The sequence below is a fragment of the Buttiauxella agrestis genome (genome assembly GCF_900446255.1).
Taxonomy (GTDB): Bacteria; Pseudomonadota; Gammaproteobacteria; order Enterobacterales; family Enterobacteriaceae; genus Buttiauxella; species Buttiauxella agrestis.
On sequence record NZ_UIGI01000001.1, the window covers coordinates 2,476,094 to 2,491,774 of the forward strand.

The following is a 15,681-nucleotide window of genomic DNA, read 5'->3' on the forward strand; positions in this document are numbered from 1 at the left end:
GGAGACGAACATGAGTGAACAATTTCGTGATGTTTCCCCGGAAGCATCAGAACTCCAGCCTATTATCGCCGGGCTGTTTGGCGAGTATGAAGCGCGTTATGGGGACTACTTTTCCCGTGATGCGGAAGTGGAATTAACCGAATGGTATCTGGCGCCTCAAGGGTTGTTCATCGTGCTTGAACGTGACGGCGAGATTATCGCTACCGGCGCGTATAAGCCATTCGATAAATATACCGCCGAGATAAAACGTATCTGGACGCATCCCGAATTACGCCAGCAAGGGCTTGCCCAGCGCATGATGCGGGAGCTGGAAAACAGGGCGCAGCTTGCCGGTTACAGCCATCTTTATCTCACCACCGGCTTTCGTCAGCCGGAAGCGGTAAAGCTGTATCTGAGCCTGGATTACCAACCGCAGTTTGATATCTACCGCGACCGCGAAGAATACAGCGTGGCTCCTTTCGACGGGCGCTTACGGTTTACCAAACAGCTCACCGTTGCGCAGCTGAAAACGGCCTGAGGAATCATCATGACTACACCTTCAAATACACCTTCAAATACCCCATCAACTATCAAAGTGGTTCCGGCGCGTTATCCGTGGCGCACTTTCGGGGCGATTGTCGCCCTGTTTGTGCTGGCGATTGTGGTTCAGTCGGTAGCGTTTAACCCGCGCTGGGAGTGGAGCGTGTTTGCCCGCTGGTTCTTTGATCCGGTGATTCTGGAAGGGCTGGCGCAAACATTGCTGCTGACATTGATTGGCACCGCGCTGAGTGTCGTATTTGGGGGATTGCTGGCGCTGGCCAGACTCTCATCGTCATGGCTGTTGAATAGTCTGGCGTGGGGTTATATCTGGCTGTTTCGCTCACTGCCGCTGATTGTGGTGCTGATCATCCTCTATAACTTCTCCTATTTGTACGACACGCTTTCGATTGGTATTCCTTTCACCCAAATCAGTTGGGGAAGCTATCAGACCATTAACGTGCTCGGCCAGTTTTCAACGGCGGTTGTCGGGCTGACGTTAGTGCAAAGCGCGTATACGGCGGAGATTATTCGCGGCGGGTTTCTCGGCGTCGATCACGGGCAATATGAAGCGGCTGCGGCGTTAGGGCTTCCGGCATGGCGACGTACGGTGCGCATTATTCTGCCGCAGGCGTTGCGGACCATTTTGCCTTCCGGCTTCAATGAAATTATCAGCCTCGCGAAAGGGACGGCGATGGTTTATGTGCTGGCGATGCCGGAGTTGTTCTACACCATTCAGATGATTTACAACCGCACCCAGGAAGTGATCCCGCTGCTGATGGTTGGCGCGGTCTGGTATCTGGTTATCACAAGCGTACTGTCGTTGATTCAGCATCTGGTCGAACGCTGGCTGGCTCGCAGTGAACGCCGCTCGGCCATCAATCAACAAAGTCCGGCCCGCCTGGCACCACGCCAGCCCGTACTGCAAACTCAGGAGGCCGCCCATGCTCCACTCCCATAATCCAACCGGTCATATTTCGATTACTGGCGTCAGTAAATATTTTGGCCGCCATAAAGCGCTGGATAATATTTCCCTCGAGCTGGAACCGGGTTCAGTCACCGTGATCCTCGGGCCGTCAGGTTCCGGTAAATCCACCTTATTGCGGGCCATTAACCACCTGGAACGTGTTGATGAAGGGTTTATCCAGATTGACGGCGATTACATAGGCTACCGTCAGTCCGGGGACAAACTGTATGAGCTGAAAGAAAAAGAGATCCTGCGTCAGCGCGTGAATGTCGGTTACGTATTCCAGAACTTTAATTTGTTCCCGCATCTCACGGTGCTGGAAAACCTGATTGAAGCGCCGATTGCCCATAAGCAACTCAGTCGCAAAGCGGCGGTTGAACAGGCGTATCAACTGCTGGATGTGGTGGGTCTGCGTAATAAAGCGGACGCATGGTCACGGCATCTTTCCGGTGGGCAGCAACAACGTATCGCCATTGCCCGCGCTCTGGCGCTGCGCCCGCGAGTGATGTTGTTTGATGAGCCCACCTCAGCGCTTGACCCTGAACTGGTGGGCGAAGTGTTGGACGTCATCAAAAAGCTCGCGCGTTCCGGTACTACGCTGGTGGTCGTGACCCATGAAATCGGTTTTGCCCGGGAAGTGGCAGATAACGTGGTGTTTATGGTGGATGGCAAAATTGTTGAGCAAGGTAGCAGCGACGAAGTGCTTAACCATCCGCAACATTCGCGAACGCGTCAGTTTTTATCGAAAGTTCTTTAAGGAGCAGGCATGAAATTTGTCCCACTGGCGCTGATTGTTTTGAGTACCGCGAGCTTTGCTCAGGGAAGCCTGGATCTGAAGGCGAATGAACAGCCGATACATACGGCTAAAGACCCGATTGCTATCGGTAAAATTCCGCAGAACTATCAATTTGTGGAACCGGGAACGCTGACGGTGGCGATTTCCGCGCTCAATTCGCCGCCGCTGGCGATGCTGGCGAGTGATAACCGCACCAGGATCGGCAGCGATCCGGATATCGCCCGTTTGCTGGCCGATAGCCTCGGGCTGAAACTCAAACTGGTGCCGACCGCCTGGGAAGACTGGCCGCTGGGGATTACGTCCGGGCGATATGATGTGGCACTGGTGAATATCGCCGTTACAGAGCAGCGTAAAACGAAGTTTGATTTTGCGACCTATCGCGTAGATTCCCTGGCGTTTTCGGTGAAATCAGACAGTCCGATTCAAAAAATTGCAGGCCCGGTAGATGTTGCCGGGTTACGGATTATTTTGGGTTCCGGCACCAATCAGGAAAAGATCCTGTTGGGTTGGAATGAGCAAAATGAACGCGAAGGGCGTAAACCCGCCCAGCCGATTTACCTGACGGACGACGCTTCCGGGAATCTGTATATTCAGGCTGGCCGGGCAGATGCGACGTTTGGCCCGCAAAGTGTGGCCGCCTATAAAGCGGCGTTAACCGGGAAAACGCGCGTTGTGGGGCTTGGGCCTAAAAAAGCGTATGTCGCCACTACCACCAAAAAAGGTAACGGGCTGGTTTATGCCTTACAAGCCGCGCTTGATGGTGCGGTGAAACGGGGTGAATACCAGCAAGTTCTCGACCGTTGGGGAGAAAAGGGCGAAGAAGTCGCGGCGTCTGAGGTGAATCCACCCGGCATTACTTATCCTTGATTAACGCTTAACAACGAGCAAAACCTGCTCAATAAAGCCATAAATATCTTCCAGCGCCTGTTCTCTCGCCAGCGGGGCGCTGTCGATGATCAGTTGATCCGAGTACCCGTTCAGCAACGCTCCAAGCTGGCGGGTCACTCGCCAGACATCGGTCTGGCGAAATACGCCGCTTTCAATGCCCGCGCGAATGATATTCGCCAGCAACGCATCCCACTTTTCAGTCAGCGTTAGCGCAAAGTCGGCATACACTTTGTTATGCACCGCGAGACGCCACAACGAACCATACAGCTCCCAAACCGCATCGGCGCGGTCAGGCAAATAATCTTCAATAAAAATCTTCAAACCCTGCTCAGGCGGCAGTGCGCAAGACTTTTGGCTAAACGTTTCCAGTTCCGCATACATGAAGCGCGAAAACGCTTCGAGACACAGCGTCTGCCAGTCGGGGAAATAGTGATAAATATGGCTGCGCGCGATGCCGACTTGCTCGGTTAATTCACGCGTGGTGACTTTTTCCACCCCTTTTTCAGTGAACAACACGATCGCGGCATCGAGAATATTCTCTTTCAGAACAGATGCTTTTTCTTTCATCACAGTACCCCCGGTTGACTTTGAGCAAGTGCTCAAATAGACTCTTTTCATTCTTTGAGCAACCGCTCAAGAATAACAACTAAAGAAATTAAAGTCATGGAAACTTCACAAGCCGCGCAGCTTCAGCCTTCACGCGGTGCATTAAATACCATCAAAAAACTCGCAAAACTCCACAGTAAAAAATTAGTCATTACTCTGATGCTGGTGGTCGCCGAAAACATCATTTACCTGCTTTACCCGCTGATGGCCGGTTTTGCGATTAACGCCATTATCAAAGGCCAGCCACTTCATGCATTGCTGTATGCGCTGGTGGTCTTTGTGATGTGGGCGATTGGCGCGGCACGTCGCAGCATGGACACCCGCACCTTTGCGAGAATCTACGCAGAACTGGCTGTGCCGGTGATTGTGGCGCAACGTAAAGATGCGCATAGTCATTCGACTATCGCTGCACGAGTGACGTTGTCACGTGAATTCGTCAATTTCTTCGAAACACACCTGCCGCTGCTGATTACTTCCGTGGCATCAATAATCGGTGCCGTGGTGATGCTGCTGACGATAGAGTTCTGGGCCGGGGTGGCGTGTCTGGCGGTGCTGATTTTCTTCTCGCTGTTCCTGCCGAGCTATACGCGCAAAAACGAAATGCTGTATGAAAAGCTCAATGACAGGCTGGAAAAAGAGGTCGGGTTCGTCGGCACAGCCAGTGAAAATACGCTAAACAAGCATTACGACTTTTTAGCTCGCGTGCGTATCCGCCTGTCTGACCGTGAAGCATTCGGTTATTTATCGATTGGTATTGCCGCCGCGTTCCTGTTTGCCACGACCATCTTCCTGATGACCGCGAAAGGCGTCGGGAACGCCGGGCATATTTATTCCGTCATGACGTACATGTGGATGTTCGCCATGAGTCTTGATGACGGCCCATCTCTGCTGGAAAAGTATTCCCAGCTTAAAGAGATAGGCAAACGGGTAAATACCGGACTGGTGTAATTAACCCACTTCCGGTAACGCGCCGCTGGCAATCAACGCCTGAATAACAATCACGGCGATACCGCAGGCGAACACCAGAATCAGCAACGGTTTGCCGCCAGCCACACGGTAAACCGTTTCCGTTTGTAGCTGGCGGCTTTTCCAGACCAGCAAAGACGGGATAATCAGCGCCAGAATCGCCAACGCCACACCGGCATAACCGAGCGCCATCACAAAACCTTGCGGGTAGAACAGCGCGAATACCAGCGGTGGCACAAAGGTCATCAGCCCGGTTTGCATGCGCCCGGAGGCCTTGCGATTGCGGTTAAACAGGTCGCCCAGGTAATCAAACAGCCCCAGCGAAACTCCGAGGAACGACGTCGCCAGTGCCAGATCGGCAAACAGATGCACCGCCAGTTCGACGTGCGGCGAGGCCACCACTTCACGCACCGCCTGCAACAAACCATTCAGCCCTGAATGGCTGGCTAACAGCCCGCTGAATACACCCGAGTCAATCGCGCCAAGTGTGGCGATTTGCCAGAAGATATAGGCGACTAACGGAATGGCGCTGCCGATGATAAACACCCAGCGCAGTTTGCGCAGGTTGCCATCAAGATAACTGACAATACTCGGCACGCTGCCGTGGAAACCAAACGAAGTGAAGATCACCGGAATCGCCGAAAGCGCGAGGCCTTTCTCGAGCGGCAACGTCAGCAAATTAGTGTGGTGGATGTGCGGCATCATCAGCGCCAGCATCACCACTAACATGACTATTTTTGCGCTGAACAACACGCGGTTGAACATATCCACCATGTGCGTGCCGATACAGACAATCCCTCCGGCAACAATCGTGAACAGCAAAACCCCGCTGGTCACTGAAATATCGGTAGAGAACCACTGGCTAAGGCTTGCCGATAATAGCTCCCCCGCGCCGCTGATATACGCCGCCGTCAGGGCGTACATCAAGAACAACATGCTAAAGCCGGTCAGCCATTGCCCAGGTTTCCCCAGGTAGCGGCGGGCAAGGGTGCCAAGGCCGGTGTCGGCGGATACATGCTGGTAAACCTCCACCAACAGCAGCGCGGTGTAACACATCAACCCCCACAGGCCGACCAGTAAAAGCAATGTGACGCCAAAACCCACGCCCGCAGAAGCCAGCGGCATTGCCAACATTCCTGCGCCAATAGTGGTTCCGGCGACGATAAAGATACTGCCAAGAGTGCGATTCTTCACGCTTCCCTCTGAATTTACGCTTGTAATAACGAGATTATGCCGCGCAGGGTAAGGGATTGTGGTGAAGTCGTCAAATGAGGGTTACAGAGTGTGTAATGTAAACTTTACGATAAATTGCGCTGTCTCAGCCATCACTGAGACAGCGGTAGCTTAGTGCTTGCCGAGATACTCTTTTTCCAGCCGGGCAACCGTGCCATCCTGGGTCATTTTAGTCAGTGCGTCATTGATGAGCTTCAACGTCTGTTCATCACCTTTGCGCACGCCGATCGCACTATTGGCTGAGAGCATTGGGTCTTTCACCGGCTCGCCCGAAAACGCGTACTCTTTGCCAATCGGCTGGTCGAGAAACGCCGATTGCCCGGAGGTGGCAACGACAAAGGTCGCATCCAGTCGGCCATTGGCTAAATCGCCGTAAATCGACTGTTGATCCGGGTACTCCGTCACGTTGGCACCTTGCGAGCGCCATTTCGCATCAGCATATTTCGCCTGCACAGAACCCTGTAACACCCCGACGTTTTTCCCGCTTAGTGACGCTGAATCAGGTTTCAACGGCGCATTTTTGGCAGAAATTAAACGGCTGTCGTCTTCATACAATGTCTGGCTGAAGTCGATGACTTTCTGGCGCTGCGCATTCGGGGCCATTGAGGAAATGACTGCATCAAATTTTTTGGCATTCAGGCCAGGAATTAAGCCATCAAAACCGGACTCGACCCACTGGCAGGTCACGCCCGCGGTTTTGCAGATTTCATTGCCAATCGCAATATCCAGCCCAACCAAACTGCCGTCAGGTTTTTTTGACTCATAAGGTGGATAGGTGGGGTCAGTGCCAAAACGCAGTGTCTGAGCCCCAACGGCCTGGCAGACCGTCAATGCCAGCAATCCACAAACCCCTGCAACGTATTTGTTCATCTTAAGCTCCGGTGGTAGTCAGTTTTGGCTGTCATGCTGAGAGACGGTCAAGGGCGAGGGTGATGAAATAGCGCACACCCAGCGGCAGGACATCGTCGTTAAAATCATAATGTGGGTGATGGCAAAAAACGCCGCCCTGGCCGAGCAGCACGTAAGCACCAGGCCTGCGCAGCAGAAACTCTGAGAAATCTTCTGAGCCGTTCATCGGCGGGAAACTGCGTAAGACGTTCTCTTCGCCAAACACCTTTTCGGCACTTTGGGCTGCGGCCTCGGCTTGAGCAGGATGATTCACGGTTGCCGGGGAACCGTTGGCAAAACGCACGGCAATCTCACACTCACAGGTTTTTGCCACTCCTTCGCAAATCGCCTCAATACGACGTTTTGCCTGAGTTCGTACCGCCTCGTTAAAGGTGCGCAAGGTGCCTGCAAGCGAGGCATGAGCCGGAATAACGTTCGGCGTGCTGCCAGCATGAATGCTGCCGATACTGAGCACCGACATTTCTGAAGGGGAGATCGTGCGGCTGACTACCGTTTGTAGCGCGCAGACCAGTTGGGCTGCGGCAATGACCGGGTCGCGCGTGAGTTCTGGCGCGGAGCCATGTCCGCCCACGCCATCAATGGTGATCAGCACATCATCGCATGAGGCCAGCATCGCGCCGTCCAGCACGCCAAAGGTGCCGGGCGCAAAATGGGGAGCATTATGCAGGCCGTAAATTTCATCCCAGTCGAACTGGGCTTCAACACCCGCTTCCAGCATCGCCAGCGCGCCACCGCCGTTTTCCTCGGCGGGCTGGAACACAAACACCACTTTCCCGGCAAAATCGCGGTTTTGACTAAACCATTGCGCCGCGCCTAACAGCATGGCGGTGTGTCCGTCATGGCCGCAACCGTGAAAAGCTCCGGCACGAGTCGAGCGGTATTCCGGGTTGCCTTCTTCTTCCATCGGCAACGCATCCATATCCGCACGCAGGGCGATAGTGCGTCCGTGGCCGCGTTCGCCTTCCACCACGCCGACAACGCCTGTGCCGCCAATATTGCGCCAATGAGTCACGCCCCATTGTTGCAGGCAGTTGACGACACGTTCACTGGTGCGGGTTTCTTCAAAAGCAATTTCGGGATGGGCATGCAAATCACGGCGTAATGCTACTAACTCAGCAATATTTACCGTCAAATCAAGGTTATTGTTCACCACTTATAAAGCCCTCTATTATACTGAGTTCGCAAAACGACCGGCTTTATGATGCTAGAAGAGACTGAAATCATTGGTCAATTTCCAGTTTCTTATGCCTATAACAAACGGTTATAGCGGAGGGTGTATCAAAACATCTCAATTGCGGATTTTAGTGGCGGTGGCCCGACACGGAACGCTGATAGGCGCCGCTGGCGAGCTGGGATTATCTCAACCGGGTGTCACGCGCAGTATCAAAGAACTGGAATCCAGGTTGGGGGTACAGCTACTGGTGCGCAGCGGTGCAGGTGTGCGTTTCACCGCTTATGGCAACACGCTGCTGCGTTACGCTCGCACCGTGATGGCCGAAATCAGCCGCGCCGAACAAGAAATTGCCGCCATGAAAGCGCAGTCGCATGCCAGTTTAAATATTGGTGTGTCACTGCTTTCAGCCACCGTTCCGGTGTATGAGGCGTTGCGTCGCTTTCGCCTACGCTTCCCGCAGGCGAGAGTGAACGTTCACGAAGGTATGCCAGGGCAAATCATTGATGGATTACGCAATGGCGATTTTGACCTGTGCCTGGCATTTGTGGCGCAAACCGACCCCATTGCTGAATTTCGTCTGATTGCTTTGCAGCACTGGCCGCAAGTTCTGGCGGTGGCGAAAGACGACCCGCTGGCCCGCGCTGAAAATCTCAATCAACTGTGTGATGCGCAATGGCTGTGCAGTCATACCCGGGAAAGCTGGCAACCGTTTTGGCAACAGCTGGCGGGGGAACAAAACGTGCAGGAACCCACGCAGGTGAATATCTGCACTTCTCTGGGGCTTTATTCCGCGCTGGCGCAAGATGCCAATACCGTCAGCATCTGGCCAGATTTTTTACTGCGGGCGCGCACCGGGCCTGGCAAGTTAGTGCCGTTAAATATTCAGACGCAACTTCCCGATATCACCTTTGGTTTTATGCTGCGAAAAGACCAGGTGCTAACGCCAGCTTACGAATATTTTATCGACTGCATGGGTCAGGAGCTAAAGGCTTCTGCTTTGGAGCCATCGAGCAAAGGGCAATTCCCAGCGCAATAAGCAGGGCGCTGATCAGGTGAAAACCGTGTAACGGCACGTTGAGAAACAGCACGCTAAACACGCCGCCGGTCAGTGGAATCAGGTGCGAATAAACTTCACCCCGTGTCGCACCAATCGCCTGAATCCCTTTATTCCACAGCAGATAAGACAGCCATGACGGGAAGATAACCAGATAAGCCAGCCCCAACATGAAGCCCGGATCTAAAGACAACTTTAACGGCGGGCCAAAATGAGTTGCCGAGTAAAACGATAAAACGGGCAGCAGAACGATGGCGCCAATCGCCGCGCTCACCGCGACAAAGGCGTTGCCCCCAATCTGTTTGGGTTTGAGGCGTAAGAAAGCGCAATAAAGTGCCCAGCTAATGGCCGACGCCATTGTCCAGACATCGCCTCGGTTCAAATTTTTGAGCGTATTCAAATGTAGAAGGTCGCCCTGCATCACCAGATATATCACCCCCAACGAACTGAGCACCACGCCATAAATATTGCGCCGGGAGATCGCCTCTTTGAAAATAAACTTATTGATCAACAACACCAAAGCGGGCGTGGTGGATAAATAGATCGCCGCATTTAATGAAGAGGTATATTGCAGGCCAACGTACAGCGTCACCGGGAATAATACTTGCCCACACAATGCGAGGAAAAACACCGTGTATTTTGCCTCCGTCATCGCCGCCCACTGCGCTTTTATCTGGCGGAAATAGAGGCTGATGAGCAACAGCGCGGTGAGCATCCAGCGGGCTTCCGACAGGACAATAGGGTCAACCTGCGCCACTAACACATGGCCAACCACGTAGTTTCCGCCCCAGAAACAGGCAGCAAGGCTTAACAGTAAATACGGCATAATTTGAGTTCCTGAAGACGGTTTAAGCCACTCAGCTATAGATTCAATGCATACCCGAAGGATAATAAGAACATCGATTTGTGGACTACCATGCTAAAATTACGAGGAGTGAAAATCTAATTCATCTTTTTCGTGGCGAGGTATAGTTTAAAACTATGAGATTCACATTGCGGCAACTAGAATTTTTCATCGCTTTAGCACAGACGCAACAGATATCTAAAGCCGCGTCTCAATGTAATATCTCGCAGTCATCAATGACGGTGGCGATGCGTAATCTCGAATCCGCACTCAACAATCAGTTATTTATTCGTCTGCCAAAAGGGATTCAGCTCACGTCCGCCGGTGAGCGCTTTGCGCATTACGCACGTAAAATAATTAATGACAGCCAGATTGCGATAGACGATTTGCTGTATCAGCCCCAACTGGAAAAAGGCACGGTGAATATTGGCATTGCCAAAACCCTTTCCGCTTATTTATTACCGGCGATTATTCTTGAGGTTGAGCAGCATTTCCCATTAATGACGATCAACTTTATCGAAGCCAACCCGCAGGTATTAACCGAATCATTAAAACGGCGTGAAACAGACTTTTCGCTATTATTAACCTCGAATATTCCGCCAGACAGCGCGTTAAATACTGAAATCTTTATTCGTTCACCTCGTCGCCTGTGGGCGGCCCAGGGGCATCCGCTATTAAACCAGTCGGTCATTCATCTTGCCGATATCGAAAACCTGCCATTTTTATTGCTCGATACCGACGAATACCCGGATGTGATCACAGAGCACTGGCGCGCGCAGGGTGGCAGCCCAAATATCAGCTTTACCACCACCTCATTTGAAACGGTGCGCAGCCTGGTGGCAAAAGGAAAGGGCGTGACGATATTGTCGGACCTGGTTTATCGCCCATGGTCGCTTGAAGGTTTGCGCGTTATGCGTCGCAACATTGCGGATAGCACCACATATATGGATGTCGGGGCGGTGACGCTGAATCACTCGTCGATGACGGAGGCCGCCACGACAGTACTGAATTACTTGCGCAGGGCCATCACCCGGCTGGGTGATGAGAGTTGAAGGCGACAGGAGCGATATTCACTCCCGTCGCCATTCTGTATTACTTCGCTTCTTTTTTCCCCGCCAGATTTAACGTTGGCGTTTCGTCAAAGAAGTTCCACGGTTTGAGCAACGAATGAACCCATTCGGTTGGCATAATTGGCCACTCTTCAGCGCGGGCGACGTGGGTGGTGCCGGTGGTCATCCACACCACATCATCCTGATTATCCAGCGATTGATTATCTTTAGTGTAAGCCCCTAAACCCGTGTCATGCGCCGAACGGTTAGGGTATTTGCCTTCCGGGTAGCGTTCATCCGGGTTATAGCGCGTCACCCATAACTGTTTATCCATAAAGCTCAGACGGTGATAAATCCACTCGTCCGGGGCGAATTTCGCGCCGGTAGCCACGGGATGCGTGCCACCTGCATAGGGGATGATTTGATACGAAACCGGGTTGCCCATTTTGTTCTCCTTGCTGGTATTACTCAGCAAACGAATGGTGCCGGGGTCAAACTTCTGCGCCGCTTCCTGCTCGGTAGCAATATCATGCTGATTAATTTGCAGGGTACTGGTGCGCGGGCCGCCCGCCGTGTTTGGTTTCACTTCCGGGTCAAGTGCGACGAGCTTGTTGTTCTCGCCATCGACGTCCATATCAAGGCGGAAGTTATAGATGTGCTGATGGGTGGTGCCGACAATATTATGGTCGATCAGCGTGCCATATTGGGTGTCGTCTTTGGCGGTTTCGTCGTGCATGGTTTTGGCTTTCACGCCTTTTACCGCTTCAATACCCGTCGCGCCCGCATCAATGCCGATGGTGCCATTCTGATGGAATACCCAGTCGAAAATGTAATCGTAGTTACCGACTGTGCTAATCCAGCGCACCACTAATTCCCGGCGCTCGGTGCTGATATTCGGTTGACTCATTTCCTGGTGTTTATATTCAGGCCCGGCGTAGCGTTCAAAAATCGCCACCGCATGGGGAATGGTGGTCGGTTTACCGGTGTAATCGGCAATCGTTTCATCGAGTAATACAGCGTTGCCCGGTGCGTCTTTTCCGCGTGCAATGGGGGAGGTCAGCGTACCCATGCCGTAATCGCCTGCATCCAGATAGGCCTTGAAATACCAGCCCACATCCGGGTCGCCATAAGGCACAATCATGCCGCCCAGCGAGCCTTCATACATCACTTTGCGTTTGGTACCGTTGTCGTTATAAGTCACCGTTGACAAGATCGGCCCAACGCGCGAGTTCAGGCGCAGGTGGAAATCCCAGTTCTGCCAGTGAATGGTGTCGCCCGTGATGGTGTAGTTTTTGCCTTCCGGCTCGATGATTTCCAGCGGCTTAACAACCGGTGCCGTGCGGTCACGGCCATCAAACGGACGCGGGTTCATCGGCACCGGAATGACCTGGCCTTCTTCGATTTTGATGATTTTCTTCTGCTCAAGATCGACTACCGCTACCAGGTTTTCGATAGGGTTCGCCCAATAATTACCATCGCCAACGTCAAGATAACTCACGACTTTCAGCAAGCGCTGGTTTTGCTCCAGCCCGTCTTTCCCATCGAAATATCCCACGGTCAGTGGGGTAGTCATCACCTTGCTCGGATCGTTTACGCCATGTTTTTTCAGCGCATCTGCGTATTCTTTGCTGCCATTAATAATTGACTGCACGCTGGCGAAATCATCAAGCAGAACCATGCCATGCGCGCCCTCAATTGGCTTCCAGGACACCACTTTCCCGGCGTTTAAATCCACCACGCCTTCAACAATATGAATCCCATCGAGCATAATCACGTCGGCCATGCGCGGAGCCGTCACCGCCTGGCCGCTCAGTACAAACTGCCAGACCTGATCCTTCGGCGGTTCATGGAGTGATATTTCGGTAAAGCGGCTCCCGGTTTTATATTCAGGTGCGGCCTGAATTACCTTGACCACCTGATTTATTTCATTCGCCGTCAGGGAATTAAGCGGATGGGGTTTTTTCTCGACCGCGAAAGTTTGATCCAGGCCAGACTGGAAAACCTCGTTAATAAAATCTTCAGAGATATAAGCGGTTTTATTTTTGAAGATGACCGGCACCTGTAATTGCAAAGTCTTGCCATTCACCATGGCCGATTTTGTATTGGGTTTTACCTTCACAAACGCACCATCTTTAACGATGGTGAACATTTGCGCGTAATCATCCCATTGCACATCAGCGCCAAATTCAGCCAATGTTTTTTCCATCGGCACCATATGCGCTTCACCGCCGTGAGCCGAAGCATGCGAAGAAATCAGGAGTGCAATGGCTAAAGCCAGGGCTTTTTTTCCGGTGGTTAAATTCATCAAATTCTCACTCCTGGAAGATGTCGATTATTGTTGTGGGTTTTATAAATAAGCCTGAATTCAACATAACAACTTCCTGAGCCGGATATATTGTGCTGCTTGCCAGGTGTTTTGTTAGTTTTGCCAAAATAACGGTGGATAAGGCTTACGCTTATCCACCAGACAGCAGTCATCCAACAAAAATGGGCTAATTCTTACGCGCAACCAGCGTCAAAATGGAATACAACGCCACGGATTGGTTGTCCTGATTTAGCACTTCTACCGCCCATTCCACGACACCGACCGGTTTATCCTCCGCCGTTTTTTGCGGTTTGGCCGTTTTGCGCTTACATGTCAGGCGCACCTGAATGGTATCGCCGATTTTGACCGGCTCGATAAAGCGCAGGTTTTCCATCCCGTAGTTGGCGATGACTGGCCCTACGCCAGGGTCGACGAACAGCCCGGCGGCGGCAGACACCACAAAGTAACCGTGGGCCACGCGCTCGCCAAAGAACGACTCTGCCGCGCCGATTTTATCGACATGCGCGTAGAAATGGTCGCCGCTGAGGTTGGCGAAATTGACAATATCGGCTTCGGTAATGGTGCGGCGGGCGGTCAGCAAACTCTCGCCAATGACCAGCTCTTCAAAATGTTTACGGAAAGGATGAACCGGATCTTCTTTGACTGCCGCGCCATAGCTCCACTGTTTGCTCACGGCGGCCAGCATAGAAGGGCTGCCCTGAATCGCTGTGCGTTGCATGTAATGTTTTACCGCCCGCAGGCCGCCTAACTCTTCACCGCCGCCCGCGCGGCCTGGCCCGCCGTGCACCAGCATCGGTAGCGGAGAACCGTGCCCGGTAGATTCCACTGACGACTCCTGATTCAGCACCTGAATACGCCCGTGAGCACGCGCCGCACCGAGAATAAACTGACGGGCAATGTCACCATCCGCCGTCACCAACGTTCCGACAAGGCTACCCTGGCCTGCACGCGCCAGCGCCATCGCATGTTCGCCATCGTGATAAGGCATGACGGTGGCGACCGGGCCGAAGGCTTCGAGTTCATGTACGGTGGGTGTTTCACCCGGTTGCTGGCATAACAATAACGTCGGCGGGAAGAATGCCCCAGCGCGTGTGGTATCGGCTTTTCCACCCACAACCACCTGGCAGCCAGCCGCGATCAGCTGATCCACTTTGTTTTGCACATCATCACGCTGTTCGAGACTGACCAACGCGCCCATTTTCACGCCTTCCTGCGCCGGGTCGCCGGGCTGGATTTTTTCAAGTTTTGCCTTCAGCGCCTGAGTCACATTCTCCAGTTGCGCCTGCGGAACGATAATCCGGCGGATAGCGGTACACTTTTGCCCGGCTTTGGCCGTCATTTCGCGAACGATTTCGCGAATGAACAGCGCAAATTCAGGCTGCTCAGGCGTGACATCTTCCCCCAGCACGCAGCAGTTCAGGGAATCTGCTTCCATGGTGAAGGGGACTGAGCGGGCGATAATATTTGGGTGACAACGTAACTTTTGGCCGGTCTGTGCGGAACCGGTAAACGTCACCACGTCCTGCTCGTCGAGCAAATCAAACAGGTTAGCCACGCCACCGCTAATCAGGCTGATCGCACCTTCCGGCACCAGCCCGGAATCGACAATAGATTTCACCATCGCGTGAGTTAACTGAGCGCTGGACGTACCTGGTTTTATCATCGCAGGCATTCCCGCAAGCCAGGTCGGCGCCAGTTTTTCTAACATGCCCCAGCACGGGAAGTTGAAGGCGTTGATATGCAATGCCACGCCGGATTTTGACGTCAGCACATGGCGAGCGGCAAAACCGCCTTGTTTCGACAGCGGGATCATTTCGTCTTCAGGCCACAACACGTCGTCCGGTAATTCGCGGTTCCCCATTCCGGCATAGGCGAACAGCGTGCCAATTCCGCCTTCGATATCCACCCAACTGTCAGCGCGTGTCGCACCCGTCTGGTAAGAAACCTCGTAAAACGACTCTTTGTTTGCCAGCAGATGTTTCGCCACTGCTTTGAGCAGGGCGGCGCGCTGCACGAAGGTCATGGCGCGTAAAGCTTTGCCACCGTTGTCGATGGCATAACGACGAGCCAGCGCCATATCCAGTCCTTCGCTCGTCACCTGGTACAACGCTTCGCCGCTAATTGCATGATTTATCGTGCGTTCTTTGCCATGACCCATCAGCCATTGGCCCGAAAGATAACTGGTTAACTGCTGCATCTCACACCTCATTAAGTATTACGTTTAATGCAATCAATGTTTGATTTGTGAATCATAAAAATCAAGCTGTAATTTAATAATTTGTTAACAATGTGATTGAGTGTGGTTTTGGTGATTTTCATATCGGTATGTTTAATAACGATTTATGAAAATATA

Annotated in this window: 14 protein-coding genes; 7 read left to right on the top strand and 7 right to left on the bottom strand. The window is 52.7% G+C overall.

Annotated elements, in window-relative coordinates:
* Positions 1–10: 10 nt before the first annotated feature.
* The 4 genes from DY231_RS12000 to DY231_RS12015 are packed head-to-tail and all read left to right on the top strand — an operon-like array spanning position 11 to position 3,146.
* Complete coding sequence (locus DY231_RS12000) at positions 11–517, top strand: GNAT family N-acetyltransferase (RefSeq protein ID WP_115628564.1); 507 nt, start codon at positions 11–13, stop codon at positions 515–517.
* A 9-nt stretch (positions 518–526) separates the two neighbouring features.
* Positions 527–1,477, top strand: coding sequence for an amino acid ABC transporter permease (locus DY231_RS12005; RefSeq protein WP_115628565.1), 951 nt, complete (start codon positions 527–529; stop codon positions 1,475–1,477).
* On the top strand, positions 1,461–2,240 hold the full coding sequence (locus tag DY231_RS12010) for an amino acid ABC transporter ATP-binding protein (protein ID WP_115628566.1): 780 nt from the start codon (positions 1,461–1,463) through the stop codon (positions 2,238–2,240). Before DY231_RS12005 ends, DY231_RS12010 begins: the two co-directional genes overlap by 17 nt.
* A 9-nt stretch (positions 2,241–2,249) precedes the next feature.
* On the top strand, positions 2,250–3,146 hold the full coding sequence (locus DY231_RS12015; protein ID WP_115628567.1) for a transporter substrate-binding domain-containing protein: 897 nt from the start codon (positions 2,250–2,252) through the stop codon (positions 3,144–3,146).
* On the opposite strand, the gene DY231_RS12020 is transcribed toward DY231_RS12015, so the two are convergent.
* On the bottom strand, positions 3,147–3,734 hold the full coding sequence (locus tag DY231_RS12020; protein ID WP_115628568.1) for a TetR/AcrR family transcriptional regulator: 588 nt from the start codon (positions 3,732–3,734) through the stop codon (positions 3,147–3,149). It lies immediately after the preceding gene.
* A 96-nt stretch (positions 3,735–3,830) separates the two neighbouring features.
* Here DY231_RS12020 and DY231_RS12025 point away from each other — a divergent pair, with 96 nt between their 5' ends.
* On the top strand, positions 3,831–4,721 hold the full coding sequence (locus DY231_RS12025; protein WP_115628569.1) for an ABC transporter six-transmembrane domain-containing protein: 891 nt from the start codon (positions 3,831–3,833) through the stop codon (positions 4,719–4,721).
* Here DY231_RS12025 and tyrP read toward each other — a convergent pair whose 3' ends face one another.
* From tyrP to DY231_RS12040, 3 genes are all read right to left on the bottom strand, one after another.
* Entirely contained in the window at positions 4,722–5,933 is a 1,212-nt protein-coding gene (tyrP, locus tag DY231_RS12030) for a tyrosine transporter TyrP (protein ID WP_115628570.1), read from the bottom strand. It lies immediately after the preceding gene.
* 150 nt (positions 5,934–6,083) lie between these two features.
* Positions 6,084–6,842 (bottom strand): transporter substrate-binding domain-containing protein, encoded by a 759-nt coding sequence (locus DY231_RS12035; RefSeq protein WP_115628571.1) that lies wholly within the window; start codon positions 6,840–6,842, stop codon positions 6,084–6,086.
* A 31-nt stretch (positions 6,843–6,873) separates the two neighbouring features.
* Complete coding sequence (locus DY231_RS12040) at positions 6,874–8,034, bottom strand: amidohydrolase (protein ID WP_218568340.1); 1,161 nt, start codon at positions 8,032–8,034, stop codon at positions 6,874–6,876.
* Between the two features lie 91 nt (positions 8,035–8,125).
* On the opposite strand from DY231_RS12040, the gene DY231_RS12045 reads away from it, so the two are divergent.
* A complete protein-coding gene (locus tag DY231_RS12045; RefSeq protein ID WP_115628572.1) occupies positions 8,126–9,091 on the top strand; it encodes a LysR family transcriptional regulator in 966 nt (321 codons plus the stop codon).
* Here the strand turns inward: DY231_RS12045 and DY231_RS12050 are convergent.
* Entirely contained in the window at positions 9,015–9,935 is a 921-nt protein-coding gene (locus DY231_RS12050) for a DMT family transporter (RefSeq protein ID WP_115628573.1), read from the bottom strand. The genes DY231_RS12045 and DY231_RS12050 overlap by 77 nt on opposite strands.
* A 155-nt stretch (positions 9,936–10,090) precedes the next feature.
* Here DY231_RS12050 and DY231_RS12055 point away from each other — a divergent pair, with 155 nt between their 5' ends.
* On the top strand, positions 10,091–11,005 hold the full coding sequence (locus DY231_RS12055; RefSeq protein ID WP_115628574.1) for a LysR family transcriptional regulator: 915 nt from the start codon (positions 10,091–10,093) through the stop codon (positions 11,003–11,005).
* Positions 11,006–11,045: 40 nt separating this feature from the next.
* On the opposite strand, the gene tynA is transcribed toward DY231_RS12055, so the two are convergent.
* The gene (gene tynA / locus DY231_RS12060; protein ID WP_115628575.1) at positions 11,046–13,307 is read right to left on the bottom strand and encodes a primary-amine oxidase; all 2,262 of its coding nucleotides are present in this window, start codon (positions 13,305–13,307) and stop codon (positions 11,046–11,048) included.
* 187 nt (positions 13,308–13,494) lie between these two features.
* On the bottom strand, positions 13,495–15,525 hold the full coding sequence (paaZ, locus tag DY231_RS12065; RefSeq protein ID WP_115628576.1) for a phenylacetic acid degradation bifunctional protein PaaZ: 2,031 nt from the start codon (positions 15,523–15,525) through the stop codon (positions 13,495–13,497).
* Positions 15,526–15,681: the final 156 nt, after the last annotated feature.

Excerpts from the sequence above, each read along its gene's own strand:
- DY231_RS12010 (WP_115628566.1), top strand. The coding sequence starts at position 1,461 with ATGCTCCACTCCCATAATCCAACCGGTCATATTTCGATTACTGGCGTC.
- paaZ (WP_115628576.1), bottom strand. The coding sequence starts at position 15,525 with ATGCAGCAGTTAACCAGTTATCTTTCGGGCCAATGGCTGATGGGTCAT.
- DY231_RS12035 (WP_115628571.1), bottom strand. The coding sequence starts at position 6,842 with ATGAACAAATACGTTGCAGGGGTTTGTGGATTGCTGGCATTGACGGTC.
- DY231_RS12000 (WP_115628564.1), top strand. The coding sequence starts at position 11 with ATGAGTGAACAATTTCGTGATGTTTCCCCGGAAGCATCAGAACTCCAG.
- DY231_RS12020 (WP_115628568.1), bottom strand. The coding sequence starts at position 3,734 with ATGAAAGAAAAAGCATCTGTTCTGAAAGAGAATATTCTCGATGCCGCG.
- DY231_RS12055 (WP_115628574.1), top strand. The coding sequence starts at position 10,091 with ATGAGATTCACATTGCGGCAACTAGAATTTTTCATCGCTTTAGCACAG.
- tynA (WP_115628575.1), bottom strand. The coding sequence starts at position 13,307 with ATGAATTTAACCACCGGAAAAAAAGCCCTGGCTTTAGCCATTGCACTC.
- DY231_RS12045 (WP_115628572.1), top strand. The coding sequence starts at position 8,126 with ATGCCTATAACAAACGGTTATAGCGGAGGGTGTATCAAAACATCTCAA.
- DY231_RS12015 (WP_115628567.1), top strand. The coding sequence starts at position 2,250 with ATGAAATTTGTCCCACTGGCGCTGATTGTTTTGAGTACCGCGAGCTTT.
- DY231_RS12050 (WP_115628573.1), bottom strand. The coding sequence starts at position 9,935 with ATGCCGTATTTACTGTTAAGCCTTGCTGCCTGTTTCTGGGGCGGAAAC.
- DY231_RS12005 (WP_115628565.1), top strand. The coding sequence starts at position 527 with ATGACTACACCTTCAAATACACCTTCAAATACCCCATCAACTATCAAA.
- DY231_RS12025 (WP_115628569.1), top strand. The coding sequence starts at position 3,831 with ATGGAAACTTCACAAGCCGCGCAGCTTCAGCCTTCACGCGGTGCATTA.